Below are 18555 nucleotides of genomic sequence, written 5' to 3'. Positions count from 1 at the left end.
TCAAGCTGCTCATCCTGCCCCCTCCGCACCGGTGGTGGAACCCCAAATGATCGATCATTTAGGTGATGTTTCCCACCGGTATCCGGCCGGACAGCCTGGGTGCGACCGCCGTGTACCTCCTGCCTGCGGAAACGGTACGCACCGCCTGCCCGAGGGCCTTGCGGGACCCGACGAGGACGACCAGTTTCTTCGCCCTGGTCACCGCCGTGTAGAGCAAGTTGCGCTGGAGCATCATCCAAGCTCCGGTGGTGACGGGGATCACCACCGCGGGATATTCACTCCCTTGGGAACGGTGGATGGTGACGGCGTACGCGTGGGCCAGCTCGTCGAGCTCCGCGAACTCGTACCCGATCTCCTCGTCCTCCTCCGTACGCACCGTCAGGCGCTGCTCGTCCACGTCGAGCCCGGTGACCACGCCGACCGTGCCGTTGAAGACGCCGTTCGCCCCCTTCTCGTAGTTGTTCCGGACCTGGGTCACCTTGTCGCCCACCCGGAAGACCCGGCCGCCGAACCGCTTCTCCGGCAGGTCGGGACGGGCCGGTGTCATCGCCTGCTGCAGCAGCCCGTTGAGGTTTCCGGCGCCGGCCGGGCCCCGGTGCATGGGCGCGAGCACCTGGACGTCCCGCCGCGGGTCGAGCCCGAACCTGGCCGGAATCCTGCGCGCCGCCACGTCCACGGCGAGCACCCCGGCCGCCTCGGTGTCCTCCTCCGGGAAGAGGAAGAAGTCCGGCAGCCCGTCCGTGATCGGCGGCACCCCGGTGTTGATCCGGTGGGCGTTGGTGACCACGCCGGACTGCTGGGCCTGCCGGAAGATCCGGGTGAGGCGGACCGCGGGCACCGGACCGCCCTCGGCCAGCAGGTCCCGCAGCACCTCCCCGGCCCCGACCGAGGGCAGCTGGTCCACATCGCCGACCAGCAGCAGGTGCGCCCCCGGCGCCACGGCCTTGACCAGCTTGTTGGCCAGCAGCAGGTCCAGCATCGAGGCCTCGTCGACCACGACCAGGTCCGCGTCCAGCGGCCGGTCCCGGTCGTACGCCGCGTCCCCGCCCGGCTTGAGCTCCAGCAGCCGGTGCACCGTGGAGGCCTCGGCCCCGGTCAGCTCGGACAGCCGCTTCGCCGCCCGGCCGGTGGGCGCGGCCAGCACCACCTTGGCCTTCTTGGCCCGGGCCAGCTCGACGATCGAGCGCACGGTGAAGGACTTTCCGCAGCCCGGCCCGCCCGTGAGGACGGCGACCCGGCGGGTCAGCGCCAGCTTGACCGCGTCCCGCTGCTCGGGGGCGAGCGTGGCTCCCGTCCGCCCGGCGAGCCAGCCCAGGGCCTTCTCCCAGTCCACGTCCCGGAAGGCCGGCATCCGGTCGTCCTCGGCGTTCAGGAGCCGGCGCACCTGCCCCACCAGCGACAGCTCGGCGCGGTGGAAGGGCACCAGGTACACGGCGGTCAGCGGGTCCGGCCCGCCCTGCGGATCGGGTACGGGCTCCCGTACGACGCCCTCCGGATCGGCGGCGAGCTCGGCCAGGCAGTCGATCACCAGCCCGGTGTCCACCTGGAGCAGCTTGACCCCGTCGGCGATGAGCCGCTCCTCGGGCAGGAAGCAGTGCCCCTGGTCGGTGGACTGGGACAGGGCGTACTGGAGGCCGGCCTTCACCCGCTCGGGGCTGTCGTGCGGGATGCCGACGGCCTGGGCGATCCGGTCGGCGGTGAGGAAGCCGATGCCCCAGACGTCGGCGGCGAGCCGGTAGGGCTGGTTCTTCACCACCGAGATGGAGGCGTCGCCGTACTTCTTGTAGATGCGGACCGCGATGGAGGTGGAGACGCCGACGCCCTGGAGGAAGACCATGACCTCCTTGATGGCCTTCTGCTCCTCCCATGCGGCGCCGATCAGCTTCGTCCGCTTGGGGCCGAGCCCGGGCACCTCGATCAGCCGCTTCGGTTCGGCCTCGATGACGTCGAGGGTGTCGGTGCCGAAGTGCTCCACGATCCGGTCGGCGATCTTCGGGCCGATGCCCTTGATCAGGCCGGAGCCGAGGTAGCGGCGGATGCCCTGGATGGTCGCCGGGAGCACGGTCTTGTAGTTCTCCACGGCGAACTGCTTGCCGTACTGCGGGTGGGAGCCCCAGCGGCCCTCCATGCGCAGCGATTCGCCGGGCTGCGCGCCCAGCAGCGAGCCGACCACGGTGAGCAGGTCGCCGCCGCCCCGGCCGGTGTCGACGCGGGCGACCGTGTACCCGCTCTCCTCGTTGGCATAGGTGATGCGCTCGAGCACCCCCTCGACCACCGCCAGTTGCACCGCACCGTTCGCCGCCATGACCCGAAGCTACCGGGTGGCACCGACAGTGCGTCAGCCCTGTGGACAGCGCGAAGGGGGTCCCGCCTCGCGGCCGGACCCCCTCACGGTTACCCCTCCCGTGTCGGACTTCCCGATCCCCCCAGATCCCTCCCCGGAAGTGCCGACGCACCATACGACCCGCGATACCCCCGCAGGGTTGCATCCGGAGCCACAGCTTTACTTTTCCGTTACCGGACGCCTACTCAAGGTGCCGTCAAATCACCGCACAAGCAGTGTTTCCGACATGAGTGAATCGGCGCGATGACCGGCGACCTCCAGCAGAAGGCCATCCGGGCGGCCTAGAGTTGGCCCATGGCTGAGACTGTGCGGCTGCGGGACCCGGAACCGGGCGACCTGGGATGGATCGTGCAGCGCCACGGCGCGCTGTACGCCGCCGAGTACGGCTGGAACAGCGACTTCGAGGGCCTGGTCGCCCGGATCGTCGCCGACTTCGCCCAGGACCACGACCCCTACCTGGAACGGGTGTGGATCGCGGAGCTGGACGGCCGCCCGGTCGGCTCGGTGATGTGCGTACGCGAGGACGGCGCACCCGGCACCGCCCGGCTCCGCCTGCTCCTGGTCGACCAGGAGGGACGCGGCCGCGGCATCGGCACCCTGCTGGTCGACACCGTCGTCGCGTTCGCCCGCTCCGTCGGCTACCGCGAGCTGGTGCTGTGGACCAACGACGTGCTCACCGACGCCCGCGCGCTCTACCTGAAGGCCGGCTTCACCCTGATCGCGGAGCGGCCGCACCGCTCGTACGGAGTGAGCCTGACGGGGCAGGACTGGCGACTGCCCTTGCAGGAGGGCTCCCCGCGCTGACGCCCGAACCGACCCCCGTACGGTTCGCAGCGCGCGCGGGGGCGAGCGAGGTGAGCGCGACCCCGCCGACCAGGAGCACGGCCGCCAGCCAGCGCAGTCCCGAGACGGCCTCCCCCAGCACCAGGGCCGCCGAGGACATCCCGAACACGGGCACCAACAGCGAGAACGGCGCCACCGACGAGGCCGGGTACCGGCGCAGCAGATAGCCCCAGGCCCCGAACCCGAACACGGTGGACACCCACGCGACGTACCCGATGACGCCCACCCCGGACCAGTCCAGCCCCCGCAGCGCGGCCAGGTCCCGCCCGGGCCCCTCGAACACCAGCGACAGCGCGAACAGCGGCAGCACCGGCACCGTGCACACCCACACCATGAAGTTCAGGGCGTCGGGCGGCGAGGCCTTGCGGGTCAGCACGTTGGACACGCCCCAGCAGGCGGCGGCCGCGACGACCAGCGCGAAGCCGAGCACGGGCCCGCCGGCGCCCCCGTCCACGGCGGCCACCGCGATCCCGGCGAGCGCGACGCCCATGCCGAACACCCGTACCCGGCCGGGCCGTTCGCGCAGGACCACCGCCGCCAGGACGGCGGTGAAGACGGCCTGGACCTGCAGCACCAGCGAGGACAGCCCGGCGGGCATCCCGGCCGCCATGCCGGTGAAGAGCAGCCCGAACTTCGCGATGCCGAGGGCCAGCCCGACCCCGATGATCCACTTCCAGGCGACCTTGGGCGGCCCGACGAAGAACACGGCGGGCAGAGCGGCGACCAGGAACCTCAAGGCGGACAGCAACAACGGCGGAAAATGCCCGAGCCCGATCTCGATGACGACGAAATTGACCCCCCAGACAGCGGCGACGAGCACGGCGAGAGCGGTGTGTACGGGACGCATGACCCCACCATCGCCGCGCCCGACCATGTAGCACCAGCGCGAATCCCTTCCGCACTCGATGAAGCATTGCTTACGATAGAGACATGCTCGACCTCGCCCGGCTGCGCGCCCTGCACGCCGTCTCCGTCCACGGCTCGGTCGCGGGCGCGGCGGCCGCCCTCGGCTACACCCCCTCCGCGGTCTCGCAGCAGATCTCCAAGCTGGAACGGGAGACCCGCACCACCCTCCTGGAGCGGCGCGGGCGCGGGGTCGCGCTCACCGAGGAGGCCCGCCATCTGGCCGACACCGCCCAGCAGTTGCTGGCGATCGTGGAACGTGCCGAAACCACCCTGGAGGAGCGGCGCGGGCAGCCGAGCGGGCTGCTGACGGTGGCCGCGTTCGCCTCGGCGGCGCGCGGGCTGATGCCGGGCGTACTGGCCGATCTGGCCTGCCGCCACCCCGCCCTCGAAGTGCGCCTCACGGAGGTGGACCCGCACCTGTCCGTCGACCTGGTGGCGCGAGGGGTCACCGATCTGGCGGTGGCCCACGACTGGGACATCGCCCCGCTGCCCGCGCCCGAGGGGATCGAGCAGGCGGTGATCGGCGACGACCTCTGCGACCTGGTCGTCCCGGCCGGCCACCCCTTCACCACGCGCAGGACCATCCAGCGCAGCGACCTCGGCGGCGAGCGCTGGGTCTGCCAGCCGCCCGGCCGCGTCTGCCACGACTGGCTGGTACGGACCCTGCGCACGGCCGGCTTCGAACCCGACATCGCGCACGTGGCCGAGGAGAACCACACCATCGTCGCCCTCGTCGCGGCCGGCCTCGGAGTGGCCGTCGTACCCCGCCTCGGCACCGGACAGCTGCCGCCGGGCGCGGTCGCGGTCCCCCTGGAACCGGGCCCCGTACGCCGCCTGTACGCCCTGTGGCGCACCGGCGCCGCCCGCCGCCCCGCCATCACCGAGGCCGTGAAGACCCTCCAGTCCCACTGGCCGGCGTAGGCACCGGGCAGGGCGCCGAACGCAACGCAGCTCGGCCCTCCGACCCCAGGGCGGCTCCGGCGGGGAGGGTTGGTGCGGCTCAAAGACCGGGGCTCCGCCCCGAACCCCGCGCCTCAAACGCCGGCGAGGCTGGATTTGGTGCGGCAGGGCTGGATGGTGCGGGGACGGGTGTGTGCAGGGGCGCTCCCCGCAGGGCGTCGAACACAAGGTGCCCCGGCCCTCCGACCCCCCGACACGTTCGACGCCCGAGGAGACGCACCGGAACACACCCGGCCCAAGCCGCACCGCCGAAGCCAACCGGCCCGGCCGGCCAGGCCACCGGCACACCCGGCCCCACCCCTCCCACGGCCCCCGGCACGGGCAGCGACACCGGCGGCACCGGCACCGGCACCGGCGGCAACCGGTCGTACTTGCCCAACACACCCCCACACAGCCACCCCGCCCGGAGGGCAACCGGTAGGGTCCGGCCCGTGCCGCCCCACGCCTCCCGCCGGACCCTGCTCACCGCAGCCGCCATGGTCGCCGTCACCGCCGCGGGGGCCGCCTCCGCCGCGCTCGGCACGAGCGACACCCCCGACGACCCGCGCTCCCCCGAGGGCCCGCCGGGCCACCGCCCCGACCGGGCCAGCCTGGCCCGCTTCATGGACCGGATGAGCCTCGAAGAGAAGGTCGGGCAGCTCTTCGTCTCGCGGGCGTTCGGCCACTCGGCGACCGATCCCGACCCGGCGGACGCCGAGCAGAACCGGACGCTGTTCGGGGTGCGCACCGCCGCCGAGCTGGTCTCCCGCTACCACCTCGGCGGGATCGTCTACTTCTCCTGGGCCCACAACACCCGCTCCCCGCACCAGGTCGCCGCACTCTCGGTCGGCCTCCAGCAGGCCGCGCTCACCTCCGGCGCCCGGATCCCGCTCCTGCTCTCCACCGACCAGGAGCACGGCGCCGTCGCCCGGATCGGCGCCCCCGCGACACTGCTCCCGGGGGCGATGGCGCTCGGCGCGGGCGGATCCACCGCCGACGCCCTGCGGGCCGCGCGCGTCGCGGGCGCCGAGCTGGCCGCCCTGGGCATCCGCCAGGACTACGCGCCGGTGGCCGACGTCAACGTCAACCCGGCCAATCCGGTGATCGGCGTACGGTCCTTCGGCTCCGACCCGCAGGCCGTGGCGGCCCTGGTGGCCGCCCAGGTGCGCGGTTACCAGGGCGCCGGGGTGGCCGCCACCGCGAAGCACTTCCCGGGCCACGGGGACACCGAGACCGACAGCCACGTCGGCCTGCCGGTGATGCGGCACACCCGCGCCGTCTGGGAGGAGCTGGACGAGCCGCCGTTCCGGGCCGCGGTGAAGGCGGGCGTGGACGCGGTCATGACGGCGCACATCGTCTTCCCCGCGCTCGACCCCTCGGGGGACCCGGCGACCCTCTCCCGGCCGATCGTCACCGGCATCCTGCGCGAACGCCTGGGCTTCCAGGGGGTGGTGGTCACCGACGCCCTCGACATGGCCGGGGTCCGCCAGAAGTACGGGGACGACCGGGTGCCCGTACTGGCCCTGCTGGCGGGCTGCGACCAGCTGCTGAACCCGCCGGACCTGGGGCTCGCGTACCGCAGTGTGCTGGCGGCCGTCGGGGCGGGCGAGCTGACGGAGGCCCGGATCGACGAGTCGGTGCTGCGGATCCTGGAACTGAAGTCCCGCCGGGGGCTGTTCGACGAGGCCTACACGACGGCCAAGGCGGTGGACGCCACCGTCGGCATCCGCAGGCACCGGGACGCCGCGGACGAGATCGCGGCGGGCACGACGACCCTGCTGGCCAATCCCCGCGGGCTGGTGCCGATCGATGCGGCGTCCGGACCCCGGCTGCTGGTCACGGGTACGGACCCGGCCTCCCCCACGGGTACCACGGGTCCCCCCACGGCCGTTCTGGCGCGGGAGCTGACCGCCCTGGGCTGCCGGGCCACGGCCGTGCCGCCGGCCCGTGCGGTGGCCGCCGCGGCCGGTCACGCGGCGGTGCTGGTGTGCACGTACAACGTCCCGGAAGAGGACAATCCACAACGCCGGCTGGTGACGGACCTGATCGCGTCCGGCGTCCCGGTGATCCTGCTGGCGGTCCGCAATCCGTACGACCCGGCCCGGCTGCCGGCCTGTGCGGCGGAGCTGGCCACGTACTCCTGGACGGACGTGGAGATGCGGGCGGCGGCCCGGGTGCTCACCGGGGCGGTCCGGCCCGCCGGCCGCCTCCCGGTCCCGGTGCCGGGCCGCTACCCGCTGGGCCACGGACTGACGCGCTAGTTCGCGTCAGCCCGTGGCCCACGGTCGGGACCCTGGGGTCCCGGCCCGGTCACGGCCGCAGCTGCGGCTCGCGCTCCAGGTCCTGCCGGTCGAGCTGCGCGTCGGCGGCCGCCAGCGGCGCCGCCTTCGACTCGTCGGCGATGGTGGCGGCCGGAGCCACCCCGGCCCACTGCAGGATCTTCGCGGTCGCGAGGGTCCTCTCGCCGTCCTGGAGCTTCGCGACGTTGGCCCCGTGGTTGGCACCCGGCGCGATCATGACGTAGCTGTCGCGCACGCCGTACCCGAGGCGGAACGGCTCGGCGCCCCACGGGTCGTTCTGGCCGTACACGAAGAGCATCTGGTCGGCGTTGTTGCGCACCCACTTGTCCACGTCCGCCATGGCCCCCTGCTGGAAGGTCATGGGGATGTCCCGGGGCACGAAGTTGCGCGGCGGCTGGTAGCCGTAGCGGCTCAGGTTGCCCAGGTGCGGCTGCTTGATGTCCGGGGAGCCGAGCTGCGTACCCGCCTGGTAGTAGTACGGCGTGTACGTCTCCAGGCCCTGGTCGGCGTAGGCCGAGAAGCCGGAGATCGCGTCGATCGTGTCCCAGATCTCCTGGTCGCTGGCGGTGGCGGCGGCCGGGATGGAGGCGCAGTCCGCGAGCAGGCTGTACTGCCAGAAGGCCCACACGTAGTCGAGGACGACGGCCTCGTAGGCCTTGTCCAGGTTGCCGACGGTGGTGAAGGTCCAGCCGTTCTCGGCCGCGGCCACCGCGTACTTGGCCTCCAGCGGCTCGCGGCGCACGAGCGCCTCGCGCTGCACCGCGTTCAGCTTGTCGCGGCACTCCTTGGTGCCGACCTTCGCGAAGAACCGGTCGTAGGCCGAGTCCTCCTTGTTGACGACGTCGTTCGGCGCGACGTACGCGACGATGCCGTCCATGTCGCGCGGGTAGAAGCGCTCGTAGTAGGTCGCCGTCATACCGCCCTTGCTGCCGCCCGTGGCCAGCCAGTTCTTCTTGTAGATCTTCTTCAGGGCGGTGAAGACGCGGTGCTGGTCGCTGGCGGCCTGCCAGATGTCCAGGTTCGCCCAGTTGGCCGGGTCGGGCCGGGAGGGCGTGAAGAATCGATACTCCAGGGACACCTGGTTGCCGTCGATGATGGTCGTCGGCTCGCTGCGGCGCGGGCTGGTGTTGACGTTGTAGCCGGAGGTGAAGAACACCGACGGCCGCGAGACGTCCTTGTGCAGAAGGGTCAGGCGCTGTTTGAAGGTGCCCTTCGACGGCTGCCGGTGGTCCACCGGCTGCTCGTAGTTCAGTACGAAGAAGCGGTAGCCGGGGTACGGCTTCTCCTCGATCAGGCTCATCCCGGGAATGCCGAGGATCTGGTCCTTGATGTCCGTGGCGGCCGACGGTTCCGCGGCTGTGGCCGCTTGCGCCGTGGAGCCGGCCGCGCCCACGGTGCCGATCAGCACCACGAGCGACAGCAGCCATCCGAGCGTCTTGCGCATTCACCCTCCCCTTGAGTTCACTTCGGTCGCCCGTGAACCTAGCCGGGGCAATGCACCGCTGAACAGACCTAGTTGGGCCGTGACCTCAGCACAGGATCCAGCCGGAGCTGGCCGATCCGGCACCCACGCTGCCCCTGACGTACACGCAGCGAGTGATCGCAGCGACGGTGACGGGCCCGGCGTGGCGGGTGAATCGCCCGGCGTCCCGGACGGGTGCCCCGCCGCGCGGCTGGATGCTCACCGTCATCTGCCGCCGCCCGCCGGGAACGCGGGCCACGGTCACCGCGCAGGCCTGGTTGCGGCTCTTGTAGACGCGCACCTCACCCGTGTCGAAGGACACCGTCCTGGCCAGCCGGCCCCCGCAGCCGTCGGCCGCCGCCTGTGCGGGCGGCGCCGTGAACAGTCCGCCGACGCAGAGCCACAGCACCGTCGCGAAGACCCCCAGGGACGCGACCCTGCGGGCCCGTCTCCTCCACCCCTGCAACAAGCTGTCCCCCGATCGGTCGTACGCACGGCACGCGTACGCACGTACGACGCCCGAACCCCGCCGAAGGTTGCAGCAGACAAGCACCCGGCCGGTCACACCGCACCACGGCGCGCCGGGCCGCGCCGGCCGCCCATCCCTCGTACGAGTGCATCCGCAACTCCCCAGAGGGAGAACAGGAGTTCACGATCGACCGGGAGATTACGCTAGGTCACCACCACCCCGCTCGCCGTAGCCGTGAAAGGCACTGACATGACCGACGACCTGCTCGACCGCAAGCTGGCGCGCGCCTTCACGCACCTGGACGCCGACAAGAGCGGGGTGATCGACGCCGCCGACATCTTCGCGCTCGGATCCCGGCTGCTGTCGGCCCTCGACGAGCCCGACACCTCGCCCAAGGCCGATCTGGTGATGGGCGGTCTGGCCGACTTCTGGCAGGACCTGTTCACGGAGCTGGACATCGACCGGGACGGCAAGGTCACGCCCGAGGAGTACAAGCTCGGCATGACGCGGCTGTACGCGCAGGGCGGGCCGGCGTACGACCGCTCGTTCCGGCCGATGATGCGGGCGATCCTCACGATCGTCGACACCGACGACGACGGGCGCATCGGCCCGCAGGAGTTCCACAAGGCGCAGGCGGCCTTCGGCACGGAGCTGAGCCCCGCCCACACCGAGGCGCTGTTCGAGCGGATCGACGCGGACGGGGACGGCACCCTGACGGTGGACGAACTCCTCCACGCGGTACGCGAGTACTACACCGGCACCGACGCGGACGCCCCGGGGAACCTGCTGTTCGGCGAGTTCTGATCCCCGGGGGCGTCCGCGGACGCGTCCCCGGAGCGTCCCCGGGGGCCAGGCCCGCTCAGGCCGCGGCGCGCTCGTCCTCCCCGACGAAGGTGCGCCACAGCTTGGCGTACCGGCCGCGGCGCGCCAGGAGTTCGGTGTGGGTGCCGTCCTCCACGACCTGGCCGCGGTCCATGACCACGACCCGGTCGGCGCGCGCGGCGGTGGTCAGCCGGTGCGCCACCACCAGGGTGGTGCGCTTGCCGGCGAGCCGGTCGGTGGCCTGGTTGACCTGGGCCTCGGTGGCCAGGTCCAGGGCGGCGGTGGCCTCGTCGAGCAGCAGCACGTCCGGGTCGACGAGTTCGGCCCGGGCCAGCGCTATCAGCTGGCGCTGGCCGGCGGAGAGGTTGCGGCCGCGCTCGGCGACGGTGTGCAGGTAGCCGCCGTCGAGGGTGGCGACCATGTCGTGGGCGCCGACCGCGCGGGCGGCGGCCTCCACCTCGGCGTCGCTGGCCTCGGGCCGCCCGTAGGCGATGGCGTCGCGGACGGTCCCCGGGAAGAGGTAGGACTCCTGGGGGACGACGCCCAGGCGGTGCCGGTACGCCGTCAGGTCGAGCTCCCGCAGATCGGCGCCGTCGGCGGTGATCCGGCCGGAGGTCGGATCGTAGAACCGGGCCACCATCTTGACCAGCGTGGACTTGCCGGCTCCGGTCTCGCCGACGAAGGCGACGGTCTGCCCGGCGGGTATCCGCAGGCTGATGCCGGCCAGCGCCTCCCCCTTCTCGCCGCGCTCCTCCGCCGTCCCGTACTGGAAGCGGACGTCCTCGAAGGCGATCTCCCCGCGCAGGTCCGGCACCCGCCGGGGCTCTTCGGGGAGCGGGGTGGTGGTGGGCTCGCGCAGCAGCCCCTGGATGCGGCCCAGGGAGACGGTGGCCTGCTGGTAGCCGTCGAAGACCTGGGAGAGCTGCTGGACGGGCGCGAAGAAGAGGTCGATGTAGAGCAGGTACGCGACGAGCGCGCCGGTGGTGAGCGTCCCGGCCTCCACCCGGCCCGCGCCGACGATCAGCACGGCGGCCGCGGCGCCCGAGGACAGCAGCTGGACGAAGGGGAAGTAGACGGATATCAGCCACTGGCCGCGGACCCGGGCCTCGCGGTACGAGTCGCTGCGCTCGGCGAAGCGGGTGGCGCCGGAGCCCTCGCGGCGGAAGGCCTGGACGATGCGCAGGCCCGAGACGGACTCCTGGAGGTCGGCGTTGACCAGGCTGACCCGGTCGCGGGCGAGCTCGTAGGCGGCGACGGACTTGCGGCGGAACACGATGGTGCCGACGACGAGGACGGGGAGGGTCGCGAAGACGATCAGCGCGAGCTCGACGTCGAGGACGAGCAGGGCGACCAGGATGCCGAAGAAGGTGAAGACGGAGACGACGGCGGTGACGAGCCCGGTCTGCAGGAACGAGCTGAGCGAGTCCACGTCGGTGGTCATCCGGGTCATGATCTTGCCGGTCAGCTCGCGCTCGTAGTAGTCGAGGCCGAGGCGCTGGAGCTGGGCGAAGATCTTGACGCGGAGGGCGTACAGGACGCGTTCGCCGGTACGGCCCGTCATGCGGGTCTCGGCGAACTGCGCGGCCCACTGCGCGACGACGACGGCGAGGGCGAGCCCGGCGGCCACCCAGACGGCGCCGAGGACGGCCTGCTCCACGCCCTGGTCGATGCCGTGCCGGATCAGGATGGGCAGCAGCAGTCCGGCGCCGGCGTCCACGGCGACGAGGCCGAGGCTGATGGCGAGGGGCGCCCAGAAGCCGCGGAGCAGGCGGCGCAGGCCGTAGCTCTCCTCGGCGGCGACGGCGCGGGTCTCGTCCACCTCGGGTTCGTCGGTGGCGGGCGGCAGCGCGGCCACCTGCGCCAGCAGTTCGGGCGTAGCCGGCATGCCGGCGACGGCCCCGGCCATGGAGTGCCCGGCTCCCGGCGCGGCGCCCGCGGCGGCGGGGGTCTGGCCGGTCTGCCCGTCGCGGCGCCGCCAGAGCTCGGGGGTGATGCCGGCCGCGACCCGGCGCTTGGCGTTGACCGGCTCGGAGTCGATCTCGGCTTCGAGCTCGATGTCCCGTTCGAGCTTGCGGTCGAGTTCCCGCTCGAACTCGGTCATCAGGGGCGCGTCCGGGGTCCGCGGCGAGCCGGCACCGAGCGCGTCGGGGTCGGTGAGCAGCCGGCGGTAGAGCGCCGACCGGCTCTCCAGCTCCTCGTGCGTCCCGATGTCGGCGAGCCGCCCGCGGTCGAGTACGGCGATCCGGTCGGCCAGCGCGAGCGTGGAGCGGCGGTGGGCGATCAGCAGGGTGGTCCGGCCGGCCATGACGGAGCGCAGGGCCTCGTGGATCTCGTGCTCGACCCGGGCGTCGACGGCGGAGGTGGCGTCGTCGAGGAGGAGCAGCCGGGGGTCGGTGAGGATGGCCCGGGCGAGGGCGATGCGCTGGCGCTGGCCGCCGGAGAGGGTGAGCCCCTGCTCGCCGACCGTGGTGTCGTACCCGGCGGGCAGCGCCCGGATGAAGTCCTCGGCCTGGGCGGCGCGGGCGGCGGCCTCGATCTGGGCGTCGGTGGCGCCGGGGTGCCCGTAGGCGATGTTGGAGCGGATGGTGTCGGAGAAGAGGAAGGAATCCTCCGGGACGAGCCCGATCGCGGCGCGCAGGGAGCCGTAGGTCAGCTCGCGGACGTCGTGGCCGCCGACGCGGACCGCGCCGCCGTCGGTGTCGTAGAAGCGCGGCAGCAGCAGCGAGACGGTGGACTTCCCGCTGCCCGAGGCCCCGACGACGGCGACGGTCTCGCCCTCCGCGACGGAGAGCGAGAACCCGTCGAGGACGGGCCGCTCGGAGTCGTAGCCGAAGCGGACGTCGTCGAACTCGACGGTGGCGGGCGCGTCGGCGGGCAGCTCGTGGGTGCCCTCCTGGATGGCGGGCTCGGTGTCGATGAGCTCGAAGACCCGCTCGACGCCGGCGCGGGCCTGCTGGCCGACGGTGAGGACCATGGCGAGCATGCGGACCGGGCCGACGAGCTGGGCCAGGTAGGTGGAGAAGGCGACGAAGGTGCCGAGGGTGACCTGCCCCTTGGTGGCCATCCAGCCACCGAGGGCCAGCATGGCGACCTGGGCGAGGGCGGGTACGGCCTGGAGCGCGGGGGTGTAGCGGGAGTTGAGGCGGATGGTCCGCATCCGGCCGGCGAACAGCCGGCGGCTCGCCTCGCGCAGCTTGCCGGTCTCCTGCTCCTCCTGGCCGAAGCCCTTGACGACGCGGACGCCGGTGACGGCCCCGTCGACGACGGTGGCGACGGCGGCGGCCTGGCCCTGGGCCCACCATGTGGCGGGGAACAGCTTCTTGCGGCTGCGCTTGGCGATGAACCAGAGGGCGGGGGCCATCAGCAGCGCGACGACGGTCAGCAGCGGGGAGAGCCACAGCATGACCCCGAGGGATATCCCGAAGAGCAGGAAGTTCCCGATGGTCATGGGCAGCATGAAGAGCAGGCCCTGGATCAGCTGGAGGTCGGTGGTGGCCCGCCCGACGACCTGCCCGGTGGACAGCTCGTCCTGGCGGCGGCCGTCGAGGCGGGCGATGGTCTCGTACATGTCGGTGCGCAGGTCGTGCTGCACGTCGAGGGCGAGCCGCCCGCCGTAGTACCGGCGGATGTAGGTGAGCACGTAGACGAGCAGGGCGGCGGCTATGAGCAGCCCGGCCCAGGGCCCCATGGACTTGCTCTGGTCCCCGATGACGTCGTCGATGATCACCCTGGTGACCAGCGGTACGAGCGCCATGACGGCCATGCCGGCCAGCGAGGAGCCGAGTGCGAGCAGCACGTTGAGCCTGTAACGCCAGGTGTAGGCCGCAAGCCGCTTGCCCCAGCCCTGTTTCTCCCCAGCCGCCGTCACGTGGTGCCTCCCCGTTAGTCCTGTCCTGCCGGAAGCGGCAACGTCCCGACCGGCGGATTTCATCCCGCCGCAACAATTCGAACGTGTACGCAGGGAGGCTCCGGCGCACGCGGGGAGCGGCCGGACGGGGGCCGGGGCGCGAGTCGGGCGGGTCAGAGGTGGGTCGGGTCAGGGGTGGGGCGGGGCAGCGGTGGGTCGGGTCAGAGGTGCGTCGGGGCGAACATCTTGAGGAGGGCCGGGAGGACGACGACCGAGGGGCCCGGGGTGGCGAGGGCCTTCTTGAGGTCGGCGGTCAGGGACTCCGGGGTGGTCGTGGTCGCCGGGACGTCGAAGGACGCCGCCAGGGCGGCGAAGTCGGGGCGGGTGAGTTCCGTGCCGGTGGCGCTGCCGAAGGACTCGGTCATGTACTCGCGCAGGATGCCGTAGCCGCCGTCGTCCACGATCAGCCAGGTGACGTCGAGGTCGTGCTGGCGGGCCGTGGCCAGGTCCGCGATCGAGTACATCGCGCCGCCGTCGCCGGAGACCGCCAGGACGGGCGTGCCCGGTTCCGCGACGCAGGCGCCCAGGGCGGCCGGGAAGGCGTAGCCGAGGCCGCCCGCGCCCTGGGCCGAGTGCATGGTGTTGGGGTGCTTCGCGTCGAAGGCGGACCAGGCCCAGTAGGACAGGATCGTCATGTCCCAGAACGAGGGGGACCGCGCGGGCAGGGCGGAGCGGATCGAGGTCAGGAGCGAGCGCTCCAGGGCGACGTCCTGGGTGGCGAGGCGGGCCTCGATGTCGTCGAGGACCAGGCGGACGCGCTCCGGGGCGTCGGGGTCCTCGCGCACGGCGACCGTCTCCAGCAGGGCCTGGAGGGCCAGGCGGGCGTCCGCGTGGATGCCGAGGGCCGGGTGGTTGGACTCCAGCTTGCCGAGGTCCGCGTCGATCTGGACGACCCGGCCCGTGGGGAAGAGCGTGTGGTAGTTCGAGGAGAGTTCCCCGAGGCCCGAGCCGACGACCAGCAGGACGTCGGCGTCTTCCAGGAAGTCCGTCATGTGCCGGTCCTCCAGCCAGGACTGGAGGGAGAGCGGGTGGGTCCACGGGAAGGCGCCCTTGCCGCCGAAGGTGGTGACCACCGGGGCGTCCAGGCGTTCCGCCAGCTGCTTGAGCTTGCCCGCGGCGTCGGAGCGGACGACTCCGCCGCCCGCGATGATCACCGGACGCTCGGCCGAGGAGAGCCAGTGCGCGGCCACGGCGGTGAGTTCCGGGCGGGGGGCGAGCTCGTGCGGGGTCGCGTCCGTGCCCGTGACCTGCGGAATGAACGTCTCTGCACGCAGCACGTCCTCCGGGATCTCCACCCAGACCGGACCGTGCGGAGCCGTCAGCGCCGACTCCCAGGCCTCCGCGACGACGGAGGGGATCTGGGACGGGGTGCGGGCGACGTGGACCGACTTCACCACGTCCCGGAAGGACGCCGACTGGTCGCGCAGCTCGTGCAGGTGACCGCGCCGGCCCCCGCCCAGACCGGCGACGGGGACCTGCGAGGAGATGGCGAGCACCGGGGCGGAGGCCGCGGCCGCCTCCGCGAGCGCGGGCAGGGCCATGAGGGCGCCCGGGCCGGTGGAGAGGAGGAGGGGGACCGCCTCGCCCGTGATGCGGCCGTAGGCGTCGGCGGCGAAGCCCGCGTTGTTCTCCGTACGGAGTCCGACGAGGCGCAGGTCGGAGCGCCCCACCGCGTCGAAGAGGCCGAGGGCGTGCTGCCCCGGCAGCCCGAAGACGGTGGTGGCGCCGAGTGAGCGCAGCGTCTCCACGACCAGGTCCCCGCCCGTCCGCCCCGGCGGCGGGGCCAGGGCGGCGGCCGTCTGGGCCTCGGTGGGACGGAGTACCAGGTCGTGGTCGTGCGTCACGTGCGCTTACTCGCCCTTCGGGTTCGCCTTCGCCGCCGCGCTGTGCTTATCGGCCCTGCCTCGCGGCAGCGATCTGACGGCTCATGATCGTGGTCAGCTCGTACGCGGTGTGCGAGGCCGCGACCGAGGTGATCTCCGCGTGATCGTACGCCGGGGCCACCTCGACGACGTCCGCCGAAACCAGGTTGCAGGAGGACAGGCCGCGGATGATCTCCAGCAGCTCGCGGGAGGTCATGCCGCCCGCCTCGGGGGTGCCGGTGCCGGGGGCGTGCGCCGGGTCCAGCACGTCGATGTCGATCGAGATGTAGAGCGGGCGGTCGCCGATGCGCTGGCGCAGCTGGTCGGCGACCTCGTCGGCGCCGCGGCGGTAGACGTCCGCCGAGGTGACGATGCCGAAGCCCATCTTGGCGTCGTCGTCGAGGTCCTGCTTGCCGTACAGCGGGCCGCGCGTGCCGACGTGCGAGAGCGCCTCGGTGTCGAGGATGCCCTCCTCGACGGCGCGGCGGAACGGGGTGCCGTGCGTGTACTCGGCGCCGAAGTACGTGTCCCAGGTGTCCAGGTGCGCGTCGAAGTGGAGCAGGGCCACCGGGCCGTGCTTCTTCGCGACCGAGCGGAGCAGCGGGAGGGCGATGGTGTGGTCGCCGCCGAGGGTCATCAGGCGGGAGCCGTTGCCGATCAGCTCGTCGGCGGCGGCCTCGATCGTCTCGACGGCCTCGTTGATGTTGAAGGGGTTCGCGGCGATGTCGCCGGCGTCGGCGACCTGCGCGAGGGCGAAGGGGGAGGCGTCCTGCGCCGGGTTGTACGGGCGCAGCAGGCGCGAGGCCTCGCGGATCGCGTTGCCGCCGAAGCGGGCGCCGGGGCGGTAGGAGACGCCGGAGTCGAAGGGCACGCCGACGACGGCGACGTCCGCCTTGCCGCCGACCTCGTCGAGGCGGGGCAGCCGGGCGAAGGTCGCCGGGCCCGCGTAGCGCGGGATGCGGGAGGAGTCGACGGGGCCGCGCGGCTGCGTGCTCATGGGGGGTGCCCTTCTGGAGGTCCTACAAGTGCGGTCCTTCGAGCGTAAGGCGGCGCCCACCGGGCGCGAAGTGTACGTACCATCCATAGGACGCCCCTGATCTGTACGGAGTATCCATGGAGGCCCCGGCCGCCACGCCGCCCCCGCCCACGACGCCGGTCCCCCTCGGCGCGCTGCTGCCCGACCGGGAGCTGGGCCTGCGCCTGCTCGCGGGCCCGGCCGAGGCCGATGTGCACGGGGTGCACGCCTCCGAGATGGCGGACCCGTCCCCGTACCTGCTGGGCGGCGAGCTGCTGCTGACGGCCGGGTCCGGGCTCGGCGCGGATCCCGACGGCTACGTGGCCCGCCTGGCCGAGGCGGGGGTGGCGGCGCTCGGCTTCGGCGTGGCGCCCGTGCACGAGCGGGTGCCGGCCGGCCTGGCCGAGGCGTGCGAACGGCACGGGCTGCCGCTCTTGGAGGTCCCGCCCGGCACCCCCTTCAGCGCGGTGGCCCGTACGGTCTGGCGGCTGATGGCGGGGGCGCGTACGCGGGAGCTGCGCCGGGTCACCGAGGCCCAGCAGTCCCTCGCGGCGGCGGCCGCCCGGCCCGACCCCGTCCCGGCGGTGCTGGCGCGCCTCGCGGCGAGCCTGGGCGGCCACGTCGTGCTCCGGCCGGACGACCGCTCCGCGGGGAGCCCGCCGCCCGCGCAGGCCACGGCGGCCCTGCGGGCGCTGCTGGCCCGCGTCGGCCGGGCGGGCGGGCCCGCCACCGCGACCGACCAGGCGGGCGGCTGGCACCTCACGGCCCACGCCCTGGGCGGCCCGGCACCCGCGGCAGGCCCGGCACCCGACGGCCTCCCGGGCCCCGGCACCCCGCCCGGGCCGGAAGCCCCGCCGCGGCCCCCGGCCGAGCCGGGGCCCGAACCCGTACGGGCGCTCGGCACCGCCACGCCGGCCCGCGCCCCCGGCGACCACACCATCGCCTCGGTCGCGGCCGTACTGCTGAGCCTGCTCACCGCGCACCGCCCGGCCGGACCGGAGGCGGCGGCCCTGACCCGGCTGCTCCTCGACGGCGATCCCGCCGCGGCCCTCTCCCCCGGGCCCTGGCACGTGGTGCACGCCCGCGGGGCCGGCGACCCGCAGGCCCTGGCGGCCGCGCTGGGCACCGTACTGGTGGACCCGCGCGGGGATCGCGTACGCCTGCTCACCGAGCGGGATCCGGGCGCGCGGCCCGGCTGGCGCCTCGGGGTGAGCGCCCCGGCCGCACCCGACGCGCTGCCCGCGGCCGACGCGCAGGCCCGGCGGGCCCTGGAACGCGCCGAGGCGGCCCGCACCCCCCTGGCCCGGCACGCCGCCCCGGGCTTCTCGGGCCTGGTCGGCGAGGCGGAGGCCCGCGCGCACGCCGCGGCCCTGCTCGCCCCCGTCTCCCCCGTCCTGCGGGAGACCCTGCGCGGCTGGCTGGCGCACCACGGCGGGTGGGACCGCACCGCCGCCGCCCTGGGCGTGCACCGCAACACGGTCCGCCAGCGCGTGGCCCGCTGCGCGGAGCTGCTGGGGCGGGACCTGGACGACCCGGACACCCGGATGGAGCTGTGGTTCGCCCTGCGCTGGGAGGAGCCGCCGCGGGGGCCGGGCGGCTGAAGGGCTCCCCGGAGCCCGCCCCTTCGCCCCGGCCGGGCGGCCGGCCGCGGCGACGCGCGGTTCCCGCGGGCCCGCCGGGAACGGC

11 protein-coding genes and 1 pseudogene are annotated in these 18555 nt (G+C 73.4%); 5 read left to right on the top strand and 7 right to left on the bottom strand.

Features of this window, described 5'->3' with window-relative positions:
- Positions 1-58: 58 nt before the first annotated feature.
- Positions 59-2305 carry an ATP-dependent RecD-like DNA helicase gene (locus ACIPYQ_RS01135; protein WP_361757081.1) on the bottom strand — a complete coding sequence of 749 codons (2247 nt, stop codon included), beginning with the start codon at positions 2303-2305 and terminating at the stop codon, positions 59-61.
- A gap of 330 nt (positions 2306-2635) precedes the next feature.
- Between ACIPYQ_RS01135 and ACIPYQ_RS01130 the strand changes: the two are divergent.
- Positions 2636-3148 (top strand): annotated as a pseudogene (locus ACIPYQ_RS01130) (GNAT family N-acetyltransferase); the annotation flags it as partial.
- Here ACIPYQ_RS01130 and ACIPYQ_RS01125 read toward each other — a convergent pair.
- The gene (locus ACIPYQ_RS01125) at positions 3054-4034 is read right to left on the bottom strand and encodes an EamA family transporter (protein WP_401245043.1); all 981 of its coding nucleotides are present in this window, start codon (positions 4032-4034) and stop codon (positions 3054-3056) included. The pseudogene ACIPYQ_RS01130 and the gene ACIPYQ_RS01125 overlap by 95 nt on opposite strands.
- An 83-nt stretch (positions 4035-4117) precedes the next feature.
- On the opposite strand from ACIPYQ_RS01125, the gene ACIPYQ_RS01120 reads away from it, so the two are divergent.
- Positions 4118-5014, top strand: a complete 897-nt coding sequence (locus ACIPYQ_RS01120; RefSeq protein WP_401245041.1) for a LysR family transcriptional regulator — start codon at positions 4118-4120, stop codon at positions 5012-5014.
- A gap of 470 nt (positions 5015-5484) precedes the next feature.
- Positions 5485-7293, top strand: coding sequence for a glycoside hydrolase family 3 N-terminal domain-containing protein (locus tag ACIPYQ_RS01115; protein WP_401245039.1), 1809 nt, complete (start codon positions 5485-5487; stop codon positions 7291-7293).
- A gap of 49 nt (positions 7294-7342) precedes the next feature.
- Here ACIPYQ_RS01115 and ACIPYQ_RS01110 read toward each other — a convergent pair whose 3' ends face one another.
- Both ACIPYQ_RS01110 and ACIPYQ_RS01105 read right to left on the bottom strand, forming a co-directional pair.
- Positions 7343-8776, bottom strand: a complete 1434-nt coding sequence (locus ACIPYQ_RS01110; RefSeq protein WP_401245037.1) for an aminopeptidase — start codon at positions 8774-8776, stop codon at positions 7343-7345.
- An 85-nt stretch (positions 8777-8861) separates the two neighbouring features.
- Entirely contained in the window at positions 8862-9260 is a 399-nt protein-coding gene (locus tag ACIPYQ_RS01105; RefSeq protein ID WP_401245035.1) for a hypothetical protein, read from the bottom strand.
- A 252-nt stretch (positions 9261-9512) separates the two neighbouring features.
- On the opposite strand from ACIPYQ_RS01105, the gene ACIPYQ_RS01100 reads away from it, so the two are divergent.
- Positions 9513-10067, top strand: a complete 555-nt coding sequence (locus ACIPYQ_RS01100) for an EF-hand domain-containing protein (RefSeq protein WP_401245033.1) — start codon at positions 9513-9515, stop codon at positions 10065-10067.
- 55 nt (positions 10068-10122) lie between these two features.
- Here ACIPYQ_RS01100 and ACIPYQ_RS01095 read toward each other — a convergent pair whose 3' ends face one another.
- From ACIPYQ_RS01095 to speB, 3 genes are all read right to left on the bottom strand, one after another.
- Positions 10123-14016 carry an ABC transporter ATP-binding protein gene (locus ACIPYQ_RS01095; RefSeq protein WP_401245031.1) on the bottom strand — a complete coding sequence of 1298 codons (3894 nt, stop codon included), beginning with the start codon at positions 14014-14016 and terminating at the stop codon, positions 10123-10125.
- Between the two features lie 137 nt (positions 14017-14153).
- Entirely contained in the window at positions 14154-15836 is a 1683-nt protein-coding gene (locus ACIPYQ_RS01090; RefSeq protein ID WP_401245029.1) for a thiamine pyrophosphate-binding protein, read from the bottom strand.
- A 46-nt stretch (positions 15837-15882) separates the two neighbouring features.
- Positions 15883-16851, bottom strand: a complete 969-nt coding sequence (gene speB / locus ACIPYQ_RS01085; protein WP_361757108.1) for an agmatinase — start codon at positions 16849-16851, stop codon at positions 15883-15885.
- A 116-nt stretch (positions 16852-16967) separates the two neighbouring features.
- Here speB and ACIPYQ_RS01080 point away from each other — a divergent pair, with 116 nt between their 5' ends.
- Positions 16968-18470: a PucR family transcriptional regulator gene (locus tag ACIPYQ_RS01080; protein WP_401245026.1), complete on the top strand. Its 1503-nt coding sequence runs from the start codon at positions 16968-16970 to the stop codon at positions 18468-18470.
- Positions 18471-18555 lie beyond the last annotated feature (85 nt).

The sequence above is a fragment of the Streptomyces sp. NPDC090045 genome (assembly GCF_044747975.1).
Classification (GTDB): domain Bacteria; phylum Actinomycetota; class Actinomycetes; order Streptomycetales; family Streptomycetaceae; genus Streptomyces.
Note: the sequence above shows the minus strand (reverse complement) of the source record. Positions and strands in the feature narration are given on the sequence as shown.